The organism is Mesorhizobium sp. WSM4813 (genome assembly GCF_055811555.1).
The window spans coordinates 162,475-183,070 of sequence record NZ_JBVVQU010000003.1; the positions used below are offsets into that span (position 1 = coordinate 162,475).

Below are 20,596 nucleotides of genomic sequence, written 5' to 3' on the forward strand. Positions count from 1 at the left end.
TCCGCTGAGCGAAACCATGCTGACCAAATCCCCCGTTCCGACAAACCTGCTCGACCGGCTCACAGAGGCCGGTCTGGCATGGGGCGAGGGCACCTATGCGCGTCTTGCCGCACCGGTCGGGGCGACCGCCTTCGCGCTCTACATCTTTTTGACTGCCGCGATGTCGTGGTTCATGCCCGACGCCAATTGGGACATGCTGCCCTATCTCGCGATCGCCGAGGAGGGCGCCTATCCCGATGTGCAGGCGCTGCACGACTACGCCTACGGCACGGTCAAGGCTGGCGTGTCGCCGGGCGAGTACAAGACACTGACTGATGATGGCGGCGGCTTCCGCAGTCATATGGCCGCGAATGCCGTCGACTTTCATTCGTTGCTCGGCATGTACCGGATCAAGTTCCTCTACGCCGAGATCCTTTCGGCGATGAGTTCCGTGATGTCGCCAGTCGAGGCGATGCGCATTGTCTCTGTGTTGTCAGTGCTGCTGTTCGGTGCGATCGCGCTGCTCTGGCTACGGTCCGAAGGCGCGCTGGCGCTGGCGCCGTTCGCCGGCGCGGTGCTGATGATGGCCGAATTCGGCGATGCGGCGCGGGCTGCGACGCCGGATCTGTTGTGCTCGGCGCTGTTCCTCGGCGGGCTTTTTGCGTATGTGCGCGGTCGCGAAGTGGCCACCGCAACCCTGCTCTTCCTCGCCTTCATGGCGCGGCCCGACAACATCGTCCTTCTTGCCATCTTCGCCATACTGCTGGTCGCCTTCAGGCAGAGGGCGTGGGGCGCGCTGGCGGGCTTTACCGCTTCCCTGGTCGCCTATTTCGCCATCTCGCATTGGGCGCAGCATCCCGGCTGGTGGCCGCATCTGTGGTTCTCCAGCATCGAGCAGCATTACAATATGGACGGCTTCGATCCGCCGTTCTCGGCTGTCGCCTATCTCCGGGCTTTTGCCGCCTCCCTGGCCCGCGCCGTCAGCCTGAACAGTTGGGTCGGCGTCTCAGTGCTGGCTCTGGCGGGGTGGTATGCAGCCAGTCGCGCCGGCTTTAAGCTCGACCGCCGCGCCGGCATCCTGTTTGCGGCATTGGTGCTCGGGGTGCTGGCGAAGTTCGCCATCTTCCCGATCCACGACACCCGCATCTATTTTCCCAATCTGATCCCGCCGTTCCTGCTGCTCGCCGGCCCCTTCATGGCGCTGTGGGCGAGCATCAAAGGGTGTCGCCCCGCAGCGTTGCATGTCGTTCCAGGAGAAAAACCATGAGTTCCGTCTCAGGCCTGGCGCGCATCATTTTCGCTTGAGGCCGCTGATCTCAAACTAGTTTCTGCTCATGATCCTAGCGAAAATCGGTTCCGATTTTTCGGGGTCATACGCCGGGGTCGCGCCGCACCTGCAGCGTGTCGCAAACAGGCGGTAGCACGATGGCCGTCGCCTGCATATTGTGCGCCGATCAAGCGGGCGCCTGGCGCCCGCAGCAGCACTTTTGGAGTCGCGGGCAATGGCAGGGTTTCCGGAAAAGGCGAAGGTCGTCATCGTCGGGCTGGGCGGTATTGTCGGCGCGTCGGTCGCCCATCACCTGATCGAGCGCGGCTGGGACGATATCGTCGGCATCGACAAATCAGGCATCCCGACCGATATCGGCTCGACCGCGCACGCCTCCGACTTCTGCTACACCACCAGCCATGATTTCCTGTCCTGCTGGACGACACTCTACTCCATCGATTTCTACGAAAAGATGGGCCATTACGCCCGCATCGGCGGCCTTGAGGTCGCCCGTGTTGGCGACGACGCCCGCATGGAGGAGATCAAGCGCAAGATCGCCTCGGCAAAGGCTTTTGGCACGCGTGCCCGCCTGATCGATCCTGCCGAGATCAAGCAGAAGTTCCCGCTGATCGAAGAAGAGATGGTGCAGGGCGGCCTCTGGGATCCCGATGCCGGTCTCGTCATCCCGCGCTCGCAAACGGTCGCCGGTAAGCTGGTCGACCACGCGGAAGCCTCCGGCAAACTCAAATCCTTCGCCAACACGCCGGCCAGGTCGCTTATCGTCGAGAATGGGCGCATCAAGGGCGTGGTGACCGATCGCGGCACCATCGAAGCCGACTATGTGATTGTTTGCGCGGGTATCTGGGGCCGGTTGATCGCGGAAATGGTGGGCGAGGACCTGCCGGTCATGCCGATCGACCATCCACTCACCTTCTTCGGGCCGTATACCGAGTTCGCCGGCACCGGCAAGGAGATCGGCTGGCCGCTGCTGCGCGACCAGGGCAACTCGGCTTACATGCGCGACACCGGCGATCCCAAGACCGCCGAAGGCGGGCAGATCGAATGGGGCTATTACGAAGAGACCAATCCGCGCCTTTGCCATCCGCGCGACCTTCTGGAGAAGAACCAGGCGCGTCTTTCGCCCTCGCAGCGCGACCTCGACATGGAACAGATCCTGGCGCCGCTCGAGCGCGCCATGGAACTGACGCCGATCCTGGGCGAACTGGGTTATAATGAGAGCCATTCCTTCAACGGGCTTCTGCAGGTGACGGCAGACGGCGGCCCCTCCATGGGCGAGAGCCAGAAGGTGCGGGGCCTCTGGTATGCCATCGCGATCTGGGTCAAGGACGGCCCCGGCATGGGCAAGCTCATCGCCGACTGGATGACGGACGGCCGGACGTCGATCGACCACCACGCCATCGACTATTCGCGCTTCTATCCGCACCAGACTCAAGAGCAGTTCATCTGGGACCGCTGCACCGAAACGGCGATGAAGGTCTACAATCCCGCCGTCCATCCGCGCGAGCCCTTCTCCAAGGCTCGCAACGTGCGCCGCTCGCCTTTCTGGGAGCGCGAGAAGGAACTCGGCGGCTATTTCATGGAGCTCGGCGGCTGGGAGCGCGCCCATGGCTATGCCGCCAACGAGCACCTGCTCGAGAAATATGGCAACCGGGTGCCGGTGCGCGAAAACGAGTGGGATAACCGCCATTTCTGGCGCGTCTCCAATGCCGAGCATCTCGCCATGAGCGAGGATTGCGGCATCGTCAACCTGTCGCATTTCGCCGTGTACGACGTGGAAGGCGCGGATCATGTCGCGCTGATGGAATGGTTGTGCGCGGCCAAGATCGGCGGCGACGGCAATATCGGCAAAGGCATCTATACCCACTTCCTCGACGACGAGGGCATGGTGCGCGCCGACCTGACCGTCATTCGGATGGCCGACCGCTGCCGCGTCATCGACGGCGCCGATGCCGGCCCGCGCGACTTCCACTACATGCGGCGGACGGCCGAAGACAAAGGGTTCGACGTCACCATCACCGATGTGACCGAGAAGTACGTGACCGTCGGCATCTGGGGTCCGAACGCCCGGGCAACATTGAGCAAGGTCGTAGAAGACCCGGCTGGCCTGACGCCAGAGAATTTCTCCTTTGCGGCGATTAAGCCTGTCAGGATCGCCGGCAAGGACGTGACCGCTTTCCGCATCTCCTATGTCGGCGAGCAGGGCTGGGAACTGCACATGCGCTATGAAGACGGCCTGGCCGTATGGGACGCGTTGCGTTCGACCGGCGTGATGGCGTTTGGCGTCGAGACCTATGCCAACAGCCGCCGCATGGAGAAGAGCCTGCGCCTGCAGAACGCAGATCTTCTGACCGAGTACAATCTGCTGGAGGCCGATCTTGCCCGCCCGAAGGTCAAGGAGGCTGATTTCAGCGGCAAGGCAAAGCATCTGGGATATCGCGCCCGCGCGCATCAGCCGGCCATGCTTTGCACGCTTGTCATGACGGATAATGTCGATTCCAAGGGCGTTGCCCGTTATCCCGTCGGCACGATGCCGGTGATGGACCCGCAAACGGGTGAGACGCTGGTCGACGAACTCGGCCGCCGGTCCTTCACGACCTCGATCGCCTACGGCCCGACCATCGGCAAGAATATTGCGCTCGCCTATCTGCCCTGGGCGTATTGCCAGGAGGGCCGCAAGCTGACTGCCGAATATTTCGGCGAGAAATACCCGGTCGAAGTGGCCGCCGTCGGCTACAGACCGCTCTACGATCCGGAGAACCTCAATCCACGCAGCTAAGCGCTGGTTCTCTGCTTCCACAATGGACGGTGAGGGGCGGACTCGCAAAAATGTGAACGCAAAGACTTAAAGCGCGTCGCGTCTGAGGGGAGTCATGCGACGCGCTTTAAGTTCTTGTTTTTATGCATGTCGTTACCCCAAAACCGCTGCGCATTTTTGGGCGACATGTATTAGCCCGGCGCTGGGCTTTTCGCTTTGTGGCGCGACGATTATCGCTTACCTTACGGCATGTCTGCCTTTCCCCACGCAAGACATCTCCTCTCTGCTGCCGCCGCGCTGGCGCTGGTACATTGGCTGACGCCGGAATCCCGCGCCGCCGAGCCCGTCGATATCGAACTGGTGCTGGCGGTCGACGTTTCGCTGTCGATGTCGCCGGCCGAACTCGAGATCCAGCGCAAAGGCTATGTCGCGGCGCTGACGCACGACACGGTACTGCAGGCGATAGCCGAAGGCGCCTATAGCAAGATTGCCGTCACCTATGTCGAATGGGCCGGCACGACCTGGCAGCACGTCATCGTGCCGTGGACGGTGATCGCCAATCGTGCCGACGCCGAGAGGGTGGTCGAACAGCTCTCCGCCCATGCGCCTAACAGCGCACGGCGCACCTCGATTTCCGGTGCCTTGCAATTCGGCAGCGATCTCTTCGCCGAAAGCGGCTTTCAGGGCGTCAAGCGCGTCATCGACATTTCAGGCGATGGCCCCAACAATCAAGGTGCTCCCGTCGACGTGGTTCGTGACGGGTTGATCAAGCAAGGCATCACCATCAATGGCCTGCCGCTGATGACCCGGAGCGGCTTCACCAGCGTCTACGACGTCAACTATCTCGACCGCTACTACACCGACTGCGTCATCGGTGGGCCCGGCGCGTTCATGATCCCGGTCAATGAGTGGACGCAGTTTCCCGAAGCGATCCGCCGCAAGCTGGTGCTCGAGCTTGCCGGGCCTGCGTCACCGCAATGGGCGGCGGAAGAAGCGGCGGATCCGCCGGTGGTGCTGGCGCAAGACAAGCCGGCCACCGACTGCCAGGTCGGCGAGAAAATGTGGCGCGACCGAAGCTGGATGTTCGACAGCCGCTAGAGCATCGGACGTTGTAGACTTGGCGAGCACTCCTCGCCGGGAGACAATGGCGTCTACACCACCCAGGATATTGCCTTGTCTACGCGACCAGCAACTGCTTGCGATCGACGCGCTCCTGTTGCGGCGAGCGCGCATAGAGCTCGCGGTAGCATTTGGAGAAATGCGAAGCGGAGACGAAGCCGCAAGCGACCGCCACTTCGACCACCGGCATCGATGATTGGATCAGCAAGTGCCGGGCCCGGTCGAGGCGGATTTCCAGATAGTAGCGGGCAGGGGACCTGCCCATCTCGGTGCGGAACAGGCGCTCGATCTGCCGGCGCGACAGGTCGACATGATCGGCGATCTCGATCAGCGATAGCGGCTCGGACAGGTTTGCTTCCATCAATTCGATGATGGTCAGCACCTTGGAGTTCTGCACGCCAAGGCGCGCGCGCAGCGGCAGGCGCTGACGATCGGTCGGGCTGCGCACGCGGTCGGTCAACACCTGCTCGCAGACCCGGTTGACGAGATTGTCGTCGAAATCGTCGCCGATCAGCTTCAGCATCATGTCGAGCGCCGCGGTGCCGCCGGCGCAGGTGTAGATGTTCTGGTCGATCTCGAAGAGATCGGCAAAGACATTGGCCTTCGGGAACGCCTCGGAAAAACCCGGCAGGTTCTCCCAATGAATGGCGCAGCGCTTGTTGGACAACAGGCCGGCGGCGGCCAGTATATGTGCGCCGGTGCACAAGCCGCCGATGGCGACGCCGCGGTTGTATTCCTCGCGCAGCCAGGCGAAGGCCGATCTGTTCTGGTAGCGCTCGACATTGATGCCGCTGCAAACGACCGCCATGTTCGGCCGTTCGGGGCCGGACATCTTCTTGCGTTCGTCCTCCAGCGAGGTGTTGACCGCGCATTCGACGCCGTTCGAGGCGCGCACCGGCTTGCCGTCGATGCTGGCGAGCCGCCAGCGGTAGGCCTCGTAGCCGAGCATCCGGTTGGCTGAGCGCAACGGATCGAGCGCCGTTGCAAAGGCGATCATGGTGAAATCGGGGACCAGGAAGAATACAAACGACCGCCTGATCGGATGATTTACGACGTTCACAGAGTCACCCTCACGCTGCAATGGCGCGAACAGGATGTCGCGATCAGCATAGCGACATCAGGAAAAACGTTTTCTGTCAATTGGCTAGGCGGCGACAGACAGACTTTATTTGCGACATGGGTCGCAAATGGGCAATCGCTGTGCGTTGACGGCCCCAACATGCCCGCCGGTTTGAGCAAATATGCGGCATGTGGTCAGCACATACAAAACACGCCGCCTCGGCAGAACCGAAGCGGCGCTGTGATCAACTTCGAAGCAGCAGCAGGTAGCGCCGCTTGCAAGCTTGTCAGATCAGGCGACGAAGCCGAGGCGCGCGGCGGCCATTGCACCGGTCTGGCCCGGCATGGTGTTGGCAAGGCGCTGGCGCTCGAGCGCGGTCGTCAGGTTCATTTCACGGCGAGAAAAAAGGCGGGCAAAAAGCTTCATCATCATCTCCATTCGGTTGCTCAGACGGGTCGCCTTCGCTTGATGGAGTGGGGCAGCTCGTTGGCTGGCGCTGATATAGGCTTACGTGAGGGTAAACTAAATCGCAAAAGCGAAGCACTTGTTATGAAAAGCGACACGGAATGCGATAAATTTGGGCATTCCGCCCAATATTTATGATCACTTACAAGGCGTTAGTTCGAAATGTGAGCTGCTATGCAGCCCGTTCATATGCGCCATGCAGCGGCGACATGGCTCCACAAAACATTTGACTGCAAACAAAAAGGCCTGCCGGACATGATCTGCGCGACAGGCCTTCAGCTTTGAATACACACGATCTATTTTACTCCACCAGCCCAGGACCCAACGCCATAGCGAGTGCCGGTCTTGGTGTCGGCGGCTTCAGGCCAGCCGATATCCTTCTGCAGTTCGATCGGCAGAGAGCGGATGGCGCGTTCGGTCTGGTAGCGGGCGCGAGCCGCGCTGAATTCGGTCGCGATGCGGCCGATGGATGACAGGATGGACATTTTCATTCTCCTTTTGCATTGGGGTCGGGAGCTTGCCGATTGCTCGCTACACCCGGTTTGTTTCAGCTTCATTTCGTGTCGATTGCAGACCTGTGTCATGGGCGTTTCAAGGCCGCTTTCGATACGTGTGCCTTCGATGGAGTTGACTATCCTCCCAAAGTGATGTTCAATAAAACGAAATGAAATGATAGTTTGCATCAGAAAAATTGAAGGACGATCCCGATGAACGCCCCACTCAATCATCCGTTGCCGCTGCTTGATCTCGACGTCTTGCGCACCTTCGTGGCAATCGCCGAGACCGGCAGTTTCACCACCGCGGCCAATGCGGTCTTCCGCACGCCGTCGGCTGTTTCCATGCAGATCAAAAAGCTGGAGGACATTCTCGGTCGCTCGGTGTTCGCGCGCGACGCGCGCTCGGTGACGCTGACCACGGATGGCGAGATGCTGCTCGGCTACGCCCGCCGGCTGTTGTCGATCAACCGCGAGGTGGTGTCGAAATTCATCATCCCCGACATTGTCGGGGTGGTGCGGCTCGGCTCGCCGGATGATTATGGCGAGCGCGTGCTGCCACATGTCTTGAAGCGTTTTGCGCAGTCGCATCCTTCAATCGCGGTCGACGTGACCATCGACCAGAGCAGCAATCTGCGCCGGCGCATGGACGACCGGGCGCTCGACATCACGCTGCTCACCAATTCCTATAAGACCAGCGCGCTCGGCGCCGAAGTGCTGCTCACCGAACCGATCGTCTGGGCCGGCGCCAAGGGCGGCTGCGCGCATCTGCGCGAACCGCTTCCGGTGTCATTGTGGGAAGAGGGCTGTGCCTGGCGGGCCGGGGCGCTCGAAGCGCTCGGCCGCGAAGGCCGCAACTATCGCGTGGCCTATATGAGCGCGCATACGGCCGGCCAGCGCGCCGCGATCATGTCCGACCTCGCAGTGGCGCCGCTGCCGAAATCGTTCCTCGGCAGCGACATGGTCGAGCTTTGCCCGAAGGACGGCATGCCCGATATCGGCACCTATAATCTGGCCATGGTCGTGGCGCCGGACGCCAGCGCGCCGGTGAAGGCGGTCGCCGACCATATCCGCGCGACCTTCGAAGTGTTCAGGGAAACCGGGAAATTTTGATTCAGGATCGCAACGGCGTAGCCAGGTTGTGAGCGGTGACGCCGCGATCTGTCCTTTGCAGCGCCAATTCGCCGGCTTTGGCGTGATAGCTTTCGGTGTCGCTGGTTAAAAACGTCACGATGCTGTCCCGCGCGCGCCGAGCTTCTGGCATGTCGATCAGCGGCCAGACGTGGAACATGCCTGGCTCGTGCACGACCTCTATCTCCACACCGGCGGCACGGGCCTTTTGCGCGAAGATTAGGTTGTCGGGGGTCAGCATGTCGCGCGAACCGGTCAGAAGCAGCGTTTTCGGCAACACCGAGAGGTCACCGTAAAGCGGGCTGATGCGCCAGTCGCTGGGATCTATGCCGGCACTGTAGAGCCGGACCGCCTCCAGCCCGCCAGGAATTCCCAACCACGGATCGTAGCGTTCCGCCTCGAACACTTCGGGGTTGGAGAGCGACACGTCGAGGCCGGGCGAAATCAGCACATGCCGCGACGGCAAGGGCAGGGAGGCTTCCGCGGCCATCATGGTCAGCACCACGGCCATGTTGCCGCCGGCGGAATCGCCCATGAAGACGATGTCCTGCGCTTCCGTTTCGTCGAGCAGCTGACGGTAGACCTTGCCGACCATGCCGAACATGGCGTGGAAATCGTGTTCGGGAGCAATCGGATAGATCGGCACGGTGATACCGAAGCCCAGCCGGTTGGCCATATCCGCGATCAGTCCCCAGTGATAGGGCGTGATTTGAAAGACATAGGCGCCGCCATGCAGGTAGAGGATTCGCTTTCGCTCGCCGGTCTTTGGCGCGATCTCGTAGACGGGAAAGCCGTCCACGCTGCGCGTCGTGATCTCGAAACGCTGATGCAGCGATGCGGGCGGCCGATGGTTCTCCCTCTTGCGCGCGTAGGCAATCCAGCGCTGCAGGTTTTCCGGGCTGGAGAATGCTTTCTTGCGGCTATACCTGAGCACGAAGGAAACGACGTGGCTTTTGAAACTGGGCATGCGGACACACGGACTTCGGCTGAGCCGACTAAGAGAACCCCCCGCTATCGAAAATCGTGCCTTCGCTCGGAATGTCAAGATTTGCGCTGAGACAACACGGCGGTGTGATCTGGCTGGCAATCAAGGCCAGCATCCGGTCGTGGCTCGCGCATGCTCAGCGTCGGGGCAGCAGTGCGGCGCGCAGCCAACGGTCGCTTGCCGCCGGAGCCGCATTACTTGGCCAGCAGCTTGCTTTTGTCGGCGAAGGTCATCAGCGCGCCGAACCCAGAAGCAGGGCCGAGAGGGTGACCTGCGGGTCTTCGCGCGGCGACACGGGCCAGCCGATGTCCCTCTGAATTTCGGGCGGTAGGCTGTTCATGGCCCGGACGGACTTGTTCCTGCTGTGCGCGTGCTTGATGGCCGCCCTATAGCGGCCGAGGCTTTCGAACATCGACATCTTCATCTCCCTTGGAGTGCTGCGGCGGCCGAAAGTTATTTCCTGCCTGCCGTTCGATGCCGGTTAAATGCGCTGCACATGTATCTGGTGGATTTCACGAAAACAGCGCCTTGTTTCAGTTTGGGCTGATCCGGAAACATTTGCATGCAAACGAGAATGAGGGCGAAGTGCAGCTTTTATCGGCGGGATACTATCCCCGGCCGCGCCGCGCCGCGTGGCCCTCGCGCGAACGCCGCCGCGGGGCGGCATCGCCGGCAATGCCGTCTTCGCTGACCGTCTTGCGCGGTGGCAGTTTCACAGCTGCCGACAGTTTCGGGAACGGGTCGATCTTGTTCGGCAGCGCCATGGCATAGACGAAATGCTCCTGGAATCTCGGCTCCAGCGCGGTCTCGATCTTCTCGATCCGGCTCACCGTTTCCTCGATCTCGCGGCGATAGCCGCGGTTCAAGAGTGCCATGCGCGCGCCGGCACCGGCGGCGTTGCCGACGGCCGAGACCTTGTCGAGATCGCAGTCGGGGATCAGTCCCAGCACCATGGCGTATTTCGGATCGATGAACGAGCCAAAGGCGCCGGCGAAGTGGATGCGGTCGACATGATCAGTATGCTGCTTTTCCATCAACAGCTTGGTGCCGGCATAGAGCGCGGCCTTGGCGAGTTGGATGGCGCGCACGTCGGTCTGGGTGATGGTGATCCTGGGCTCGCCCTCCTTCAGCACGTAGGAGAAGGTGCGGCCATTGGCGGTGACCCGCGGCGACCGGGCGGCAAGCCCGCCGTCGACGACGCCGTCCTCGGAGATGATGCCGGCCAGATACATTTCGGCGACCACCTCGATGATGCCGGAGCCGCAGATACCGGTGACGCCGGTTGCCTGCACGCTGTCGAGAAAGCCGGGTTCGTCGGACCACAGTTCCGAGCCGATGACGCGGTATTTCGGCTCCAGCGTGTCGGGATCGATGCGAACGCGCTCGATGGCGCCGGGCGCGGCGCGCTGGCCGCCGGAGATTTCCGCGCCCTCAAAGGCCGGACCGGTGGGCGAGGAGGCCGCCACCACGCGCTGGCGATTGCCGAGCACGATCTCGGCATTGGTGCCGACATCGACGATCAGCATCATCTCGTCCTGGCGGTGCGGGCCTTCCGACAGCGTCACCGCAGCCGCGTCGGCGCCGACATGGCCGGCAATGCAAGGCAGCATGTAGAGCCTGGCGCCCTGGTTGAGCTTCAGGCCGATATCCGACGCCTTGATGTGCACGGCACCCGAGACGGCAAGCGCGAAGGGCGCGCCGCCGAGTTCGGTGGGATCGATGCCGAGGAACAGATGGTGCATGATCGGATTGCCGACGAAGACGGAATCCAGGATGTCGTTGCGCTGGACGTTGCCTTCCGCGCAAACCTTATCGACGAGACCCGAGATCGCCTCGCGTACCGCGACCGTCATGCCTTCGCGACCGTCCGGGTTCATCATCACATAGGAAACGCGGCTCATCAGATCCTCGCCGAAGCGGATCTGCGGGTTCGACGTGCCCGACGAGGCGGCGACGCGGCCCGACAGCAGCGACACCAGATGCATGGCGATGGTGGTCGAGCCGATATCGCAGGCAAGCCCGTAGGCCTCGTTCTTGAGGCCGGGCCACAAAGAGATGACCCGCGCGGTCTCGCTGTCGGCATCCTTGTGAATGGCGGCGGTCGCGGTCCAATTGCCTTTGCGCAAGATGCCTTGCACCTGCGGCAGCAGATGGAAATCGAAATCGAGGCTCTTGAGTCCCCAGTCCTTCATCAGCGCGATCTTCAGGCGATCGAGATCGCCTAGCGGCTTGTGCATGTCGGGCTCTTCGATCTCGACATAGCACATGTGGATTGCCGAATCGCGGGCAATGACCCTGGTGTCGGCGTCCTTGCGGATGGTCTGCGCGTTGATGACCGTGTCCTGCGGCACGTCGACGACGAGATCGCCGAGGATCTGCGCCGAGCAGGACAGCCGGCGGCGTTCGGGAAGGCCGCGCACGCGTTCATAGCGCTCCTCCTTGGCGCCCTTGGGCGAGATGTGGTCATTGGAAGAGACGATCTTGTGCTTGGCGAAATTGCCTTCCTGCACCTCGACCTGGCAGCGCCCGCAAGTGGCGCGTCCGCCGCACACGCTCTCGACATAGACGCCGAGCTGGCGTGCGGCGTCGAGCACCGGCGTGCCGACCGGAAACCGCCCGCGCTTGCCGGACGGCATGAACAGCACGAGCGGATCGGTGATGTTGGCGGGTGAGTTCAAAGGATTACAACACTTCTACGGGTTTCATCCAAAGACTGATTGCCTTGCAGCTTGACGTGAGCAAAGACGGCAGCCACGGCCAAAGCCAGTAAGATCGAACTGGTCCAGAAGAAAATATTTGACAGTCGTTTCTGTCGAAGATGGTCGATCTTATTCGCTACAACGGCGATTAGCCCCATTATTAAGATAACCGAAAGTGCGATGCCGAGCGGAGCCACATATCGCTTCAATTCTTGGGCAAATAAACTGAACTCACTGGCATTTTCGAACAGCGTGTATCGCGCGATTATCACGAGCGGCAGAACGATCGCAATCGTAGTGAAATGTCGTCTGAGTTCAAACACTGGAATATGCCATCAGCCAATGTCCACCATAAAGCGCGCGCTTATCCTCGAGCCATCCTGGCTTCACGGCCACCGCGCCGGCGGCCGCCATTGCCATTGCCTTCGCCCGGCGCATTGACTTGCGTGGGCGCCGCGATCGCCTGGCCGCCTTCGGCCGGCTTGTAGTCCTTGTATGTCCTGATCCAGTTGGTGCAGTTCTCGTCGGTGCCGTTCAGCACATTGGCGCCGCGCACCGCTTCCATCTCCTGCGGCCGCACCGGGTTCATGATCGCCGAGGTCATGCCGGCGCCGATCACCATCGGGATGAACGCGGCGTTGATGCCATGGCGGTGCGGCAGGCCGAACGAGATGTTAGACAGGCCGCAGGTGGTGTTGACCTTGAGCTCTTCACGCAGCCGGCGCAGAAGGGCAAAGACCTGGCGGCCGGCGTCGCCCAGCGCACCGATCGGCATGACCAGCGGGTCGACGACCACGTCATGCGCCGGAATGCCGAAATCGGCGCAGCGCTCGACGATCTTCTTGGCGACGGCGAAGCGCACGTCCGGATCCATCGAAATGCCGGTCTCGTCGTTGGAGATGGCAACCACCGGAACATTGTATTTCTTGACCAGCGGCAGGATGGCTTCGAGCTTTTCTTCCTCGCCGGTGACGGAATTGACCAGCGGACGGCCCTTGGCGACCTTGAGCGCCGCCTCGATCGCCGCGGTCACCGAACTGTCGATCGACAGCGGCAGGTCGACCAGGCCCTGCACGATCTCCAGCGTCTGCACCAGCAGGCCGGGTTCGGTCTCGTTCGGGTTGACCGAGGTGACGCCTGCATTGACGTCGAGCATAGTCGCGCCGCAGGCGGCCTGTTCCAGCGCGTCCCTGATGACGGTCTCGAAATTGCCCGCGATCATCTCGGCCGCGAGCTTCTTGCGCCCGGTCGGATTGATGCGCTCACCAATCACGCAGAAGGGCTGGTCGAAGCCGATGATGATTTCTCGTGTCGCCGAGGCGACGATCGTCCGGGTCATGAAATCTCTCCCTCGTGATATAAAGACTTCTTTATATCGTTTCTGATTTCGATCAAGCGAATGGTGACCGTCCGCGCCTCAATGCGCGGTCTTGACCATGTCGACCTGCGTTTCGGTGATCTCGTCGTTCAATATGTGGTCGAGCCGGTCGGCGACGAGCTGGTCATCGCGGCGAATTTCGCGTTTCCAGGGCTGACGCCCCTTCAGCACGCCCGATTCATCGACGATCTCGGCGACATATTCCTCCTGGCGATAGGCCATGACATGGACGCCGGAGACGCCGGGAATTTCTTTCACCTCGTTGATGATGTCGATGCAGAGCTGCTTGCCTTCCTTCTTCTGGTCCTGGGCGCCTTCCAGCCGCTTGACGATCGAATCGGGGATATGAATGCCCGGCACGTTGGAGCGGATCCATTTGGCCGTCTTGGCCGAGGCCAGCGGCCCGACGCCACACAGGATAAAGCATTTTTCCGTGAAACCGAGATCGCGGACCTGCTGCATGTAGGTGCGGAACATCGGCACGTCGAAGCAGTACTGGCTCTGCACGAACTGTGCACCGGCGGCGATCTTCTTGCCCAGCCGGTAGGGGCGGAAATCGATCGGCGGCGCGAAAGGGTTGATCGCCGCGCCGAGGAAAAGCTGCGGCGGCGTCGTCAGCTTTCGGCCGGACAGGAACTTGCCGTTGTCGCGCATGATGCGGCAGGTTTCGAGCAGCGACATGCAGTCGAGATCGAATACCGGCTTGGCGCCTGGCTGGTCTCCGGCCTGCACGCCGTCGCCTGTCAGGCACAGCATGTTGGCGACGCCCATCGCCGCCCCGCCTAGCACGTCGCCTTGGATGGCGATGCGGTTCCTGTCGCGGCAGGCGATCTGCATGATCGGGGCATAACCCATGCGGGTCAGCAGCGCACAGATGCCGACCGACGACATGTGGCAGTTGGCGCCCGACGCGTCGACGGCGTTGATGGCGTCGACCCAGCCGTCGAAGATTTTGGCGCGGTTGTAGACATCTTCGGGATCGGCGCTGTCGGGCGGGTTGAGCTCGGTCGTCACCGCGAACTCGCCGCGCCTCAGGACGCGCTCCAGCCGGCCGCGTGAGGTGTGGCCGGGTAGGGGGTCGAGCGGCAGATGGATGCCGGCCGGGTTCTCGTCGGGCTGGCGGCCGATCATGCCGGTGCCCCAGGGTTGGGAGTGTTGCGCGAGGCTTCGCGCGCGGCGGCAGCCTGTGCTGTCACCCGCAGCCAGGCCGAGGTTTCCCGCAGTGACTGATCGACCGGCTTCTGCACGTCGAGAATTTTGTCGCCATGCACCATGTTGCGTGAACCTTCCCAGGCCTTGACCCAGACGCAGGGCATGTCAGGCTCGACCTCGCAATTGCCATTGGCGCGCACACCGCCGCAAGGGCCATTGCGCAATTGCTTGGGGCAATTCATCGGGCACGACATGCCGGTAGAAGAAAGGATGCACTGGCCGCACATGCGGCAGTCGAACATAAAACCCTTGACGCGTTTTTCGACGAATTTGATCGGGCCTTCAACGCGGCCGTAACCGATGCGCTTCCACAGCGGATGGAGGAGCAAAAACATGTCGGAGAACCTGGCGTAGAACCATTCGAGCAGTCGCGAGTGGCGGACGGACCACAGCCTGACCGCGAAGGAGCGCTGCACGCGCCGCTGCGGCGACACGTCGGCCGGCTTGTAGTCGGATTTCGGCGCTGCCTTCTTGACCAGAGTGGCCTGGGTAATCGCCGGGGTCATCTCAGACATCTTCTTTCCCGCCCGCCTTGACCAGAGCGACCAGCCGTTCGCGGTCGTATTTCGCGTCGATGTTCTGAAGGGCCTTTTCGGCCTCGCCTTCAAGATCGTCGCTGACCGGCACGGGGTCGGCCTTGCGCCATTCGGCCAGGTAGTCGTCGGTGCCGCCGGCGCCGGTCCGCATCGCGCACATGTCGATCGCCTCGGTGAAGCGCAGCGGCAGTTCGCGCTTGGCGTTCTGCCGGCCTTTCTTGACGATGACCTGGGCGGGAATGTCGCGCCAGTAGACGACGATCAGATCGGCCATGAATTCCTACTTCCCGTAGAGCGCCGTGCGTCCAATCGGACGCACAAAGGACTCTCTACCATTTCACTCAGCTGCATCGTATTGCCGGAGATCGATTTCGGTCTTCGGGCCGATGCAGTGGTTCGGAGCATTGCCGGAAGCGCTGTTGGGCTGCTTGTTATGGGACGACGCGCGCGCATTCAAAAGCGACGCAATTGGAGGCCGCAAAAGGAAAGGTGAGAGTTTTCGATATTTGGCTTGGTTTGGATCAGCCGGTGCGACGATCGAAGCTGCCGACAAGCTTCCTGTGGAAGCGGATATAGCCTCGCTCGGTTGTTCGCAGGTGTTCGGCGACGATCTGATGGAAACGCGGCAGACGGTGAAAGGGAACGGCCGGATAGGAATGGTGCTCGGAGTGGTACGGCATGTTCCACGCCACGAAGCGCACCAGCCGCGTGGTAAAGGTGGTGCGGGTGTTTTCGAGCATGTTGGCGACATGCGGGCAAAGCGCGTGCTCGGCCAGCAGATAGGCCCGCAAAAAGGGCTGGCCGAGGAGCACCGGCACAATCCAGATCCACAGCAGCAGCGCCGACTGCACGGCAAGGGAAGCCGCCAGCAGCACCGCATAGGCGATCAGAAACCAACGTGCTTCCGAAGTCACCTTGTCGCGGCCCTTTTCCGGCACGAAGACGTCGCGGTTGCGGCCGGCGGCGTTGACGACGATCACGCGCGCCATGCCGGTCCAGTAGGGGACGCCGGAGAGATAGCGCAGATACTGGCCAAAGGTCTCCGGTTTCGGGCTCATCAGTTCGGGATCATTGTCCGGATCGTGCGTGTGGCGATGGTGCGCGAAATGGAAATAGCGGAACCATGCCGGCGGCAGCAGGATCAGGAAGCCGGTCACGACGGCGACGGCGCGATTGAGCCACGGCGTCCTGAAGGCCGTTTCGTGGATGGTCTCGTGCAACAGCGTGAAGAAAAAGACGATCAGGATCCCCTGCGGCAGCACGAGAACCGGCCAGAACGGAATGCGGGCGGCGATCAGCGCACCCAGCACGACAACCAGCCCGCCGTGAACGGCCAGTCGGACAATACCGGGCCTGTCCAGTTTGGCGGTGAGGTCGCGACGGTCCTCGACCGAAAGGCTGGCTATGATGGTGCGGTGGTCGATTTCGCTCATGGGGGCCAAGCTTATCGCCGGGGCGCTGCCCGGTAAATCGGGGCTCATTACCAGACACCGGTTTTTACGCGCCAGTCCAGGACCATTGTTTCGAAGGCAGGCTGCGACGTGGCGCCGTAAAGACATAGTCTTAGCGCCTGGGATGCTAGACCGCCGGGTTAATCCTGATGATCGGCTTAGGTATTAGGGCTGCGGGCTCAGCGCCTGAGCTCAAGTATGTCGAGCTTCGATTCGTAATAGGGCGCAGGGAACTCGATGCGCCATTCGTTGGCGCTGTTGCGAAAGGCATAGCCGACCTGATCGCTTTGCGGGCCGCTGCCATAGGGTTTAGCAGCATCGTCGTTGACAGAAAGGGAGCCGAGATAGATCGAGCGCTTTTCGCCGTCGTCGAAGAAGCGGCCTTTGGTGCGCTGCGAACCGGTGATTTTTTCCAGCATCCAGCCCGAACCGTCGTCGCTTACCTTGCACTTGAACCAGCTATAGATGACGAGCGGGCTCAGCCCGCCGGCCTTGATGGTGCGGCACTGCCAGTTGCCGGTCAGGTCCTTGTCGGGAAACGAGACCAACGGTTTTGCCAGCAAGGCGTCGAGCTGCTTGACCTCGGCAGCGTCGCCAGCCTTGGCTTCATCAAGGGCCGCCTTGCGAGTCTCGTCATATTTGTCGAGCCGCACCTTGTCGGCGGGCGTGATCAGCTTCTGCACCTCGCCATCGGCGAGCGCGGGCAGTGCGAAGCAGACAACGCCTGCGGCTATCAAGAGGCGAGCGATCATCGGTGCGTTTCCCGGTCGACGGCTGGAACAGCCTGTTTTCTCGTTTGGCATAGAACTTACCCGTTCGCGGCGGTCTGTCATCCGTGCTTAACAGCGGCAGGTTAAAAATCGTGGTTTCACCGATGCGGATATTGCTTACGGGATCGTCAGGCTGGCTGGGCAGCGCGCTCGCGCCGCACCTGCGGGCCCTTGGCCATGGCGTCATCGGCCTCGATCCTGTCGCGTCGGCGCAAACGCAGGTGATCGGCTCGGTCGCCGACCGTGATCTGGTCGTGCGGACGGTCAGGGAACACCGCATCGAGGCAATCGTCCACAGCGGCGCGCTTGACACCAACGAAATGAGGATTTCATCGAGACGAATGTGCGCGGCACGCTCAACTTGCTCGACGCGGCAGTGGTATCAGGCGTTCAGCGTTTCGTCTTCACATCGACGACCTCGCTGATGATCTCGAAAACCATACGCGCCGGCTTGAGCGGCGGTGTGCGCAAGGCCGCCTGGCTGACGGAAGACATGTCGCCAGAACCGCGCAACATCTACGGCGTCACCAAGCTTTCGGCCGAACATCTTTGCCGCCTCTATCACATCCGGTCCGGCCTGCCGGTGATCGTGCTGCGCACCGCCCGGTTCTTTCCCGAGGCAGACGACATGGCGCATGCGATCGAGCAGTCGGACGCCAACACCAAGGCCAATGAGCTGTTGTTCCGCCGGCTGACCGTGGAAGATGCCGCCGACGCCCATGTCGCGGCGCTGGAGAAGGCGCCACAACTGGGCTTCGACATCTTCATTGTCTCGGCGCCAACGCCGTTCCGGCCCGATGATTGCGCGGCATTGATTGCCGACGCACCGTCCGTCGTCGAGCGCTATTTTCCAGAGTTTCCGGCGCTCTATGCGCGAAAGGGCTCGACAATGTTTTCCTCGATCGACCGCGTCTACGACGCCTCGCGGGCGAGGGACAGGCTGGGCTTCATCTGCAAGACGAGCTTTGCCGATGTGCTTGCCGCGCTCGCAGCCGAAGAAAGTGCCGCCTGATCGAACGGTCAGCCGTGTGCGGCGGCGCTGGCCAGCTCCGCCGTCAGGTCGCCATAGCCGGTCGAGCGGCGCTCATAGGCGAGGCCGAGCATTTTCGCGGCTTTCTCGGCGACCTTGTCGAGTTCCGGATCGTCGGTCTGGGCGATATAGACCAGCTTTTCGTAATTGCCGAAATAGTCCTTGATCAGCTCCGGATGCCTGTCGAGGCCGAGCGGCTTCATGAAGAAGGCGTCGAACTGCCGGCAAAGGAAATCAGTCATGTAGAACGACATCATGTCGTCGTCGGCGATTTTCGCATAGGCGTCCATGCCCTGGTAGAAGGCAAAGCAATGCGGCCCGGCCATGCGCTCCACGCCATGCTTCTCGCAGACGCGGTCGAGCAGGCCGCCGGTGCCGCAATCGGCGTAGCCGACGAAGATGTTTCTGTAGCCGTCAGCCTTGGCCTTTTCGATTGCCTTGTCCATAGCCGGCGCAATGCGGTCCGGGTAGAAATGGAACTCCGCCGGCAGGCAGGTCAGGTCGAGATGGCCGAGCCCCAGCTGCTCCTTGACGGCCAGAACTTCGCGCGCAATCATCCCGCAGGCGATGACAAGCAGCCTGTCGCCTTGATCGGATTGCTGTTTTCGCGCGATGCTCATGGAACCAGTTTAACCTATCTTCGTTGCTGTCGGGCAAATCTATTTGTTGAGGGAGACACCATTCATGAAACTGTTACGTATCGCGCCGATTGCCATTATCGCTTGCGCCTTGGCTCTTTCAGCCTGCGCCAATACCGTTCGCGGCGTCGGCAGGGACGTCAAATCGACCGCAAACGCAGTTGAGGACACGGTCGAGAATCCCTGATCCGCAGTTTCACCAAAGCGCGTCGCTATCAAGATAGTTCAAGCGATGCGCGTTAAGTCCTTGTAACATCTCGGAACGAGAGAGTCGTGCTGCAAGGCATGGGTCGGTTTATTGCCCATGCCGAATTCGCCCAGATTGGGCCGAAACGCGGACTTCATGTCCGCTTATTGCAATTATTTTCGTTGGGGCGGGCACGAAAAGTTGACTTTTCGAGGGTGGGATATCCCGTTAATCTTTTCCGGTACCCTCAACAACGAAGCAGGAGCCATAGGATGAAGACCGCTCTCTTAGTTGTCGCCGCTCTGGGCCTTTCGGTGTCCAGCGCCGCAGCGGAATGTGTTGGCCACAATAAAACGACGGCTTCCGTAGATCAGCAAACCAAGACGGTAAGCGTAGATCAGCAAACCAAGGTCGCAAGCGTCGCGAACACGCCGACAACTGCCGAAACGCCGATCCTGAAAAAGGAAGAGGCGAAAGAATCACAATAGGCGCTTCAACCCGCCCGATCCTACCATAAGCACCCTAGCCGCTAGCGCCGGAGGCTGTCATCGCAGCGGCCAGCAGCGTTGAGCCGTCAACTAACGGTGTCGTTCTCTGGCGTGGCACTGGATGCCGAAGGCCAGTCAAGTGGCTGGCAACATCCGCAACGATTGCGGCCATGCAACTGGCCTTAATGCAACAAACACCTATAGCGTACAGGCCACCGCCACAGCGGGTTTCGAAGCCTGGTGGCGGTGTTTGTTCGTACAGAAACTCGTATAAAAGGGGCCGGCGCGACGAACGCCGACCCTTCTCAGGCAGTAAGAGCGCTGAGTTTTAGCGCGTCAGGTTCCGACGCCCGTTCCCTCGTTGCAGGTACCGAGCGGCGAGGCTTCCAACGCAGGCCGGTGAAGCGTCCGGTGACCCAGCCACCAATCGCCAGGGTCGCAAGTATCGCTGCTGCGGCAATGATGCCGACAAGGATCGAATATTCGACCATGGCGGCGCCTGAATCGTCTTGGCAAAACTGCCGGGCCGTCGTCATGAGTGTGTCCATGGAGTTGCCCTTTTAAACCCGACGTGTCGACATCGGTGCAAAGTGCGCGGGAGCTAATGCAATAGCATCATTCGAACGAGGGACTAGAGCCCATAGGCGCTAACTTAGGGGTAGACTGGTGGAATCGAGATGTGATTCCTAGGCCAGATGCAAAGGAATGATTCCATTGAAAGCGACTGGCAGGCTCTGATCTCGAGACTGTCGCAATGTGTTGATCTTGACGCGACGGCGCGAGCGACGGGAGCGCTGGTACGTCGTCGCAATGTTGCGGACGCATCGACATTGCTGCGTCTGGCCTTGGCCTATGGCCCCGGCGGGATGAGCCTGCGCTCGGCGGCCGCCTGGGCCGGGATGAACGATGTTGCGAGCCTTTCCGATGTTGC

The 20,596-nt window shown here is 61.4% G+C and carries 21 protein-coding genes and 2 pseudogenes; 9 read left to right on the top strand and 14 right to left on the bottom strand.

What is annotated here, in order from left to right; translation table 11 throughout:
• Positions 1–16: 16 nt before the first annotated feature.
• From AC0L25_RS02740 to AC0L25_RS02750, 3 genes are all read left to right on the top strand, one after another.
• Complete coding sequence (locus AC0L25_RS02740) at positions 17–1,246, top strand: hypothetical protein (protein ID WP_473594100.1); 1,230 nt, start codon at positions 17–19, stop codon at positions 1,244–1,246.
• 235 nt (positions 1,247–1,481) lie between these two features.
• Positions 1,482–4,043 carry a GcvT family protein gene (locus tag AC0L25_RS02745; RefSeq protein WP_473594101.1) on the top strand — a complete coding sequence of 854 codons (2,562 nt, stop codon included), beginning with the start codon at positions 1,482–1,484 and terminating at the stop codon, positions 4,041–4,043.
• 228 nt (positions 4,044–4,271) lie between these two features.
• Entirely contained in the window at positions 4,272–5,120 is an 849-nt protein-coding gene (locus AC0L25_RS02750) for a DUF1194 domain-containing protein (RefSeq protein ID WP_473594102.1), read from the top strand.
• 79 nt (positions 5,121–5,199) lie between these two features.
• On the opposite strand, the gene AC0L25_RS02755 is transcribed toward AC0L25_RS02750, so the two are convergent.
• On the bottom strand, positions 5,200–6,201 hold the full coding sequence (locus tag AC0L25_RS02755; protein ID WP_029351952.1) for a GlxA family transcriptional regulator: 1,002 nt from the start codon (positions 6,199–6,201) through the stop codon (positions 5,200–5,202).
• Between AC0L25_RS02755 and AC0L25_RS02760 the strand changes: the two genes are divergently transcribed.
• The gene (locus tag AC0L25_RS02760; RefSeq protein WP_473594124.1) at positions 6,184–6,804 is read left to right on the top strand and encodes a hypothetical protein; all 621 of its coding nucleotides are present in this window, start codon (positions 6,184–6,186) and stop codon (positions 6,802–6,804) included. The genes AC0L25_RS02755 and AC0L25_RS02760 overlap by 18 nt on opposite strands.
• A gap of 158 nt (positions 6,805–6,962) precedes the next feature.
• Here the strand turns inward: AC0L25_RS02760 and AC0L25_RS02765 are convergent, their stop codons facing one another.
• The gene (locus AC0L25_RS02765; RefSeq protein WP_254021925.1) at positions 6,963–7,151 is read right to left on the bottom strand and encodes a hypothetical protein; all 189 of its coding nucleotides are present in this window, start codon (positions 7,149–7,151) and stop codon (positions 6,963–6,965) included.
• A 222-nt stretch (positions 7,152–7,373) separates the two neighbouring features.
• Here AC0L25_RS02765 and AC0L25_RS02770 point away from each other — a divergent pair, with 222 nt between their 5' ends.
• Positions 7,374–8,273 carry a LysR substrate-binding domain-containing protein gene (locus AC0L25_RS02770; RefSeq protein WP_029351948.1) on the top strand — a complete coding sequence of 300 codons (900 nt, stop codon included), beginning with the start codon at positions 7,374–7,376 and terminating at the stop codon, positions 8,271–8,273.
• A gap of 1 nt (position 8,274) precedes the next feature.
• On the opposite strand, the gene AC0L25_RS02775 is transcribed toward AC0L25_RS02770, so the two are convergent.
• From AC0L25_RS02775 to AC0L25_RS02820, 10 genes are all read right to left on the bottom strand, one after another.
• Entirely contained in the window at positions 8,275–9,258 is a 984-nt protein-coding gene (locus tag AC0L25_RS02775; RefSeq protein WP_473594103.1) for an alpha/beta hydrolase, read from the bottom strand.
• Positions 9,259–9,508: 250 nt separating this feature from the next.
• Entirely contained in the window at positions 9,509–9,694 is a 186-nt protein-coding gene (locus AC0L25_RS02780; protein WP_352954035.1) for a hypothetical protein, read from the bottom strand.
• Positions 9,695–9,884: 190 nt separating this feature from the next.
• The gene (locus AC0L25_RS02785; RefSeq protein ID WP_473594123.1) at positions 9,885–11,912 is read right to left on the bottom strand and encodes an ASKHA domain-containing protein; all 2,028 of its coding nucleotides are present in this window, start codon (positions 11,910–11,912) and stop codon (positions 9,885–9,887) included.
• 38 nt (positions 11,913–11,950) lie between these two features.
• Positions 11,951–12,298, bottom strand: a complete 348-nt coding sequence (locus AC0L25_RS02790) for a hypothetical protein (protein WP_473594104.1) — start codon at positions 12,296–12,298, stop codon at positions 11,951–11,953.
• A 41-nt stretch (positions 12,299–12,339) separates the two neighbouring features.
• Positions 12,340–13,314, bottom strand: a complete 975-nt coding sequence (locus AC0L25_RS02795; protein ID WP_473594105.1) for a methyltetrahydrofolate cobalamin methyltransferase — start codon at positions 13,312–13,314, stop codon at positions 12,340–12,342.
• A 78-nt stretch (positions 13,315–13,392) separates the two neighbouring features.
• Positions 13,393–14,484 (bottom strand): methylenetetrahydrofolate reductase, encoded by a 1,092-nt coding sequence (locus AC0L25_RS02800; protein ID WP_473594106.1) that lies wholly within the window; start codon positions 14,482–14,484, stop codon positions 13,393–13,395.
• Complete coding sequence (locus tag AC0L25_RS02805) at positions 14,481–15,080, bottom strand: methylenetetrahydrofolate reductase C-terminal domain-containing protein (protein WP_473594107.1); 600 nt, start codon at positions 15,078–15,080, stop codon at positions 14,481–14,483. Before AC0L25_RS02805 ends, AC0L25_RS02800 begins: the two co-directional genes overlap by 4 nt.
• A complete protein-coding gene (locus AC0L25_RS02810; protein ID WP_473594108.1) occupies positions 15,073–15,375 on the bottom strand; it encodes a virulence factor in 303 nt (100 codons plus the stop codon). Before AC0L25_RS02810 ends, AC0L25_RS02805 begins: the two co-directional genes overlap by 8 nt.
• A gap of 247 nt (positions 15,376–15,622) precedes the next feature.
• On the bottom strand, positions 15,623–16,534 hold the full coding sequence (locus tag AC0L25_RS02815; protein WP_473594109.1) for a fatty acid desaturase family protein: 912 nt from the start codon (positions 16,532–16,534) through the stop codon (positions 15,623–15,625).
• Positions 16,535–16,731: 197 nt separating this feature from the next.
• Positions 16,732–17,304: a DUF4893 domain-containing protein gene (locus AC0L25_RS02820; RefSeq protein ID WP_473594110.1), complete on the bottom strand. Its 573-nt coding sequence runs from the start codon at positions 17,302–17,304 to the stop codon at positions 16,732–16,734.
• A 122-nt stretch (positions 17,305–17,426) separates the two neighbouring features.
• Between AC0L25_RS02820 and AC0L25_RS02825 the strand changes: the two are divergent.
• Positions 17,427–18,334: pseudogene (locus AC0L25_RS02825) on the top strand (NAD-dependent epimerase/dehydratase family protein).
• A gap of 8 nt (positions 18,335–18,342) precedes the next feature.
• Here AC0L25_RS02825 and AC0L25_RS02830 read toward each other — a convergent pair.
• Positions 18,343–18,972, bottom strand: a complete 630-nt coding sequence (locus tag AC0L25_RS02830; protein WP_473594111.1) for a DUF1638 domain-containing protein — start codon at positions 18,970–18,972, stop codon at positions 18,343–18,345.
• A 64-nt stretch (positions 18,973–19,036) separates the two neighbouring features.
• Here AC0L25_RS02830 and AC0L25_RS02835 point away from each other — a divergent pair, with 64 nt between their 5' ends.
• The gene (locus AC0L25_RS02835) at positions 19,037–19,177 is read left to right on the top strand and encodes an EncA/B family entericidin (RefSeq protein WP_254021938.1); all 141 of its coding nucleotides are present in this window, start codon (positions 19,037–19,039) and stop codon (positions 19,175–19,177) included.
• A 272-nt stretch (positions 19,178–19,449) separates the two neighbouring features.
• The gene (locus AC0L25_RS02840) at positions 19,450–19,665 is read left to right on the top strand and encodes a hypothetical protein (protein ID WP_473594112.1); all 216 of its coding nucleotides are present in this window, start codon (positions 19,450–19,452) and stop codon (positions 19,663–19,665) included.
• 305 nt (positions 19,666–19,970) lie between these two features.
• Here AC0L25_RS02840 and AC0L25_RS02845 read toward each other — a convergent pair whose 3' ends face one another.
• A complete protein-coding gene (locus tag AC0L25_RS02845; RefSeq protein WP_473594113.1) occupies positions 19,971–20,213 on the bottom strand; it encodes a Flp family type IVb pilin in 243 nt (80 codons plus the stop codon).
• Positions 20,214–20,378: 165 nt separating this feature from the next.
• Here AC0L25_RS02845 and AC0L25_RS02850 point away from each other — a divergent pair.
• A pseudogene (locus AC0L25_RS02850) lies at positions 20,379–20,596 on the top strand (IS4 family transposase); the annotation flags it as partial.

Bases quoted from the DNA above. Each gene is read 5' to 3' on its own strand.
- AC0L25_RS02740 (WP_473594100.1), top strand. From the start codon at position 17: ATGCTGACCAAATCCCCCGTTCCGACAAACCTGCTCGACCGGCTCACA.
- AC0L25_RS02745 (WP_473594101.1), top strand. From the start codon at position 1,482: ATGGCAGGGTTTCCGGAAAAGGCGAAGGTCGTCATCGTCGGGCTGGGC.
- AC0L25_RS02750 (WP_473594102.1), top strand. From the start codon at position 4,272: ATGTCTGCCTTTCCCCACGCAAGACATCTCCTCTCTGCTGCCGCCGCG.
- AC0L25_RS02760 (WP_473594124.1), top strand. From the start codon at position 6,184: ATGATTTACGACGTTCACAGAGTCACCCTCACGCTGCAATGGCGCGAA.
- AC0L25_RS02765 (WP_254021925.1), bottom strand. From the start codon at position 7,151: ATGTCCATCCTGTCATCCATCGGCCGCATCGCGACCGAATTCAGCGCG.
- AC0L25_RS02770 (WP_029351948.1), top strand. From the start codon at position 7,374: ATGAACGCCCCACTCAATCATCCGTTGCCGCTGCTTGATCTCGACGTC.
- AC0L25_RS02775 (WP_473594103.1), bottom strand. From the start codon at position 9,258: ATGCCCAGTTTCAAAAGCCACGTCGTTTCCTTCGTGCTCAGGTATAGC.
- AC0L25_RS02780 (WP_352954035.1), bottom strand. From the start codon at position 9,694: ATGTCGATGTTCGAAAGCCTCGGCCGCTATAGGGCGGCCATCAAGCAC.
- AC0L25_RS02785 (WP_473594123.1), bottom strand. From the start codon at position 11,912: ATGCCGTCCGGCAAGCGCGGGCGGTTTCCGGTCGGCACGCCGGTGCTC.
- AC0L25_RS02795 (WP_473594105.1), bottom strand. From the start codon at position 13,314: ATGACCCGGACGATCGTCGCCTCGGCGACACGAGAAATCATCATCGGC.
- AC0L25_RS02800 (WP_473594106.1), bottom strand. From the start codon at position 14,484: ATGATCGGCCGCCAGCCCGACGAGAACCCGGCCGGCATCCATCTGCCG.
- AC0L25_RS02805 (WP_473594107.1), bottom strand. From the start codon at position 15,080: ATGTCTGAGATGACCCCGGCGATTACCCAGGCCACTCTGGTCAAGAAG.
- AC0L25_RS02810 (WP_473594108.1), bottom strand. From the start codon at position 15,375: ATGGCCGATCTGATCGTCGTCTACTGGCGCGACATTCCCGCCCAGGTC.
- AC0L25_RS02815 (WP_473594109.1), bottom strand. From the start codon at position 16,534: ATGAGCGAAATCGACCACCGCACCATCATAGCCAGCCTTTCGGTCGAG.
- AC0L25_RS02820 (WP_473594110.1), bottom strand. From the start codon at position 17,304: ATGATCGCTCGCCTCTTGATAGCCGCAGGCGTTGTCTGCTTCGCACTG.
- AC0L25_RS02830 (WP_473594111.1), bottom strand. From the start codon at position 18,972: ATGAGCATCGCGCGAAAACAGCAATCCGATCAAGGCGACAGGCTGCTT.
- AC0L25_RS02835 (WP_254021938.1), top strand. From the start codon at position 19,037: ATGAAACTGTTACGTATCGCGCCGATTGCCATTATCGCTTGCGCCTTG.
- AC0L25_RS02840 (WP_473594112.1), top strand. From the start codon at position 19,450: ATGAAGACCGCTCTCTTAGTTGTCGCCGCTCTGGGCCTTTCGGTGTCC.
- AC0L25_RS02845 (WP_473594113.1), bottom strand. From the start codon at position 20,213: ATGGACACACTCATGACGACGGCCCGGCAGTTTTGCCAAGACGATTCA.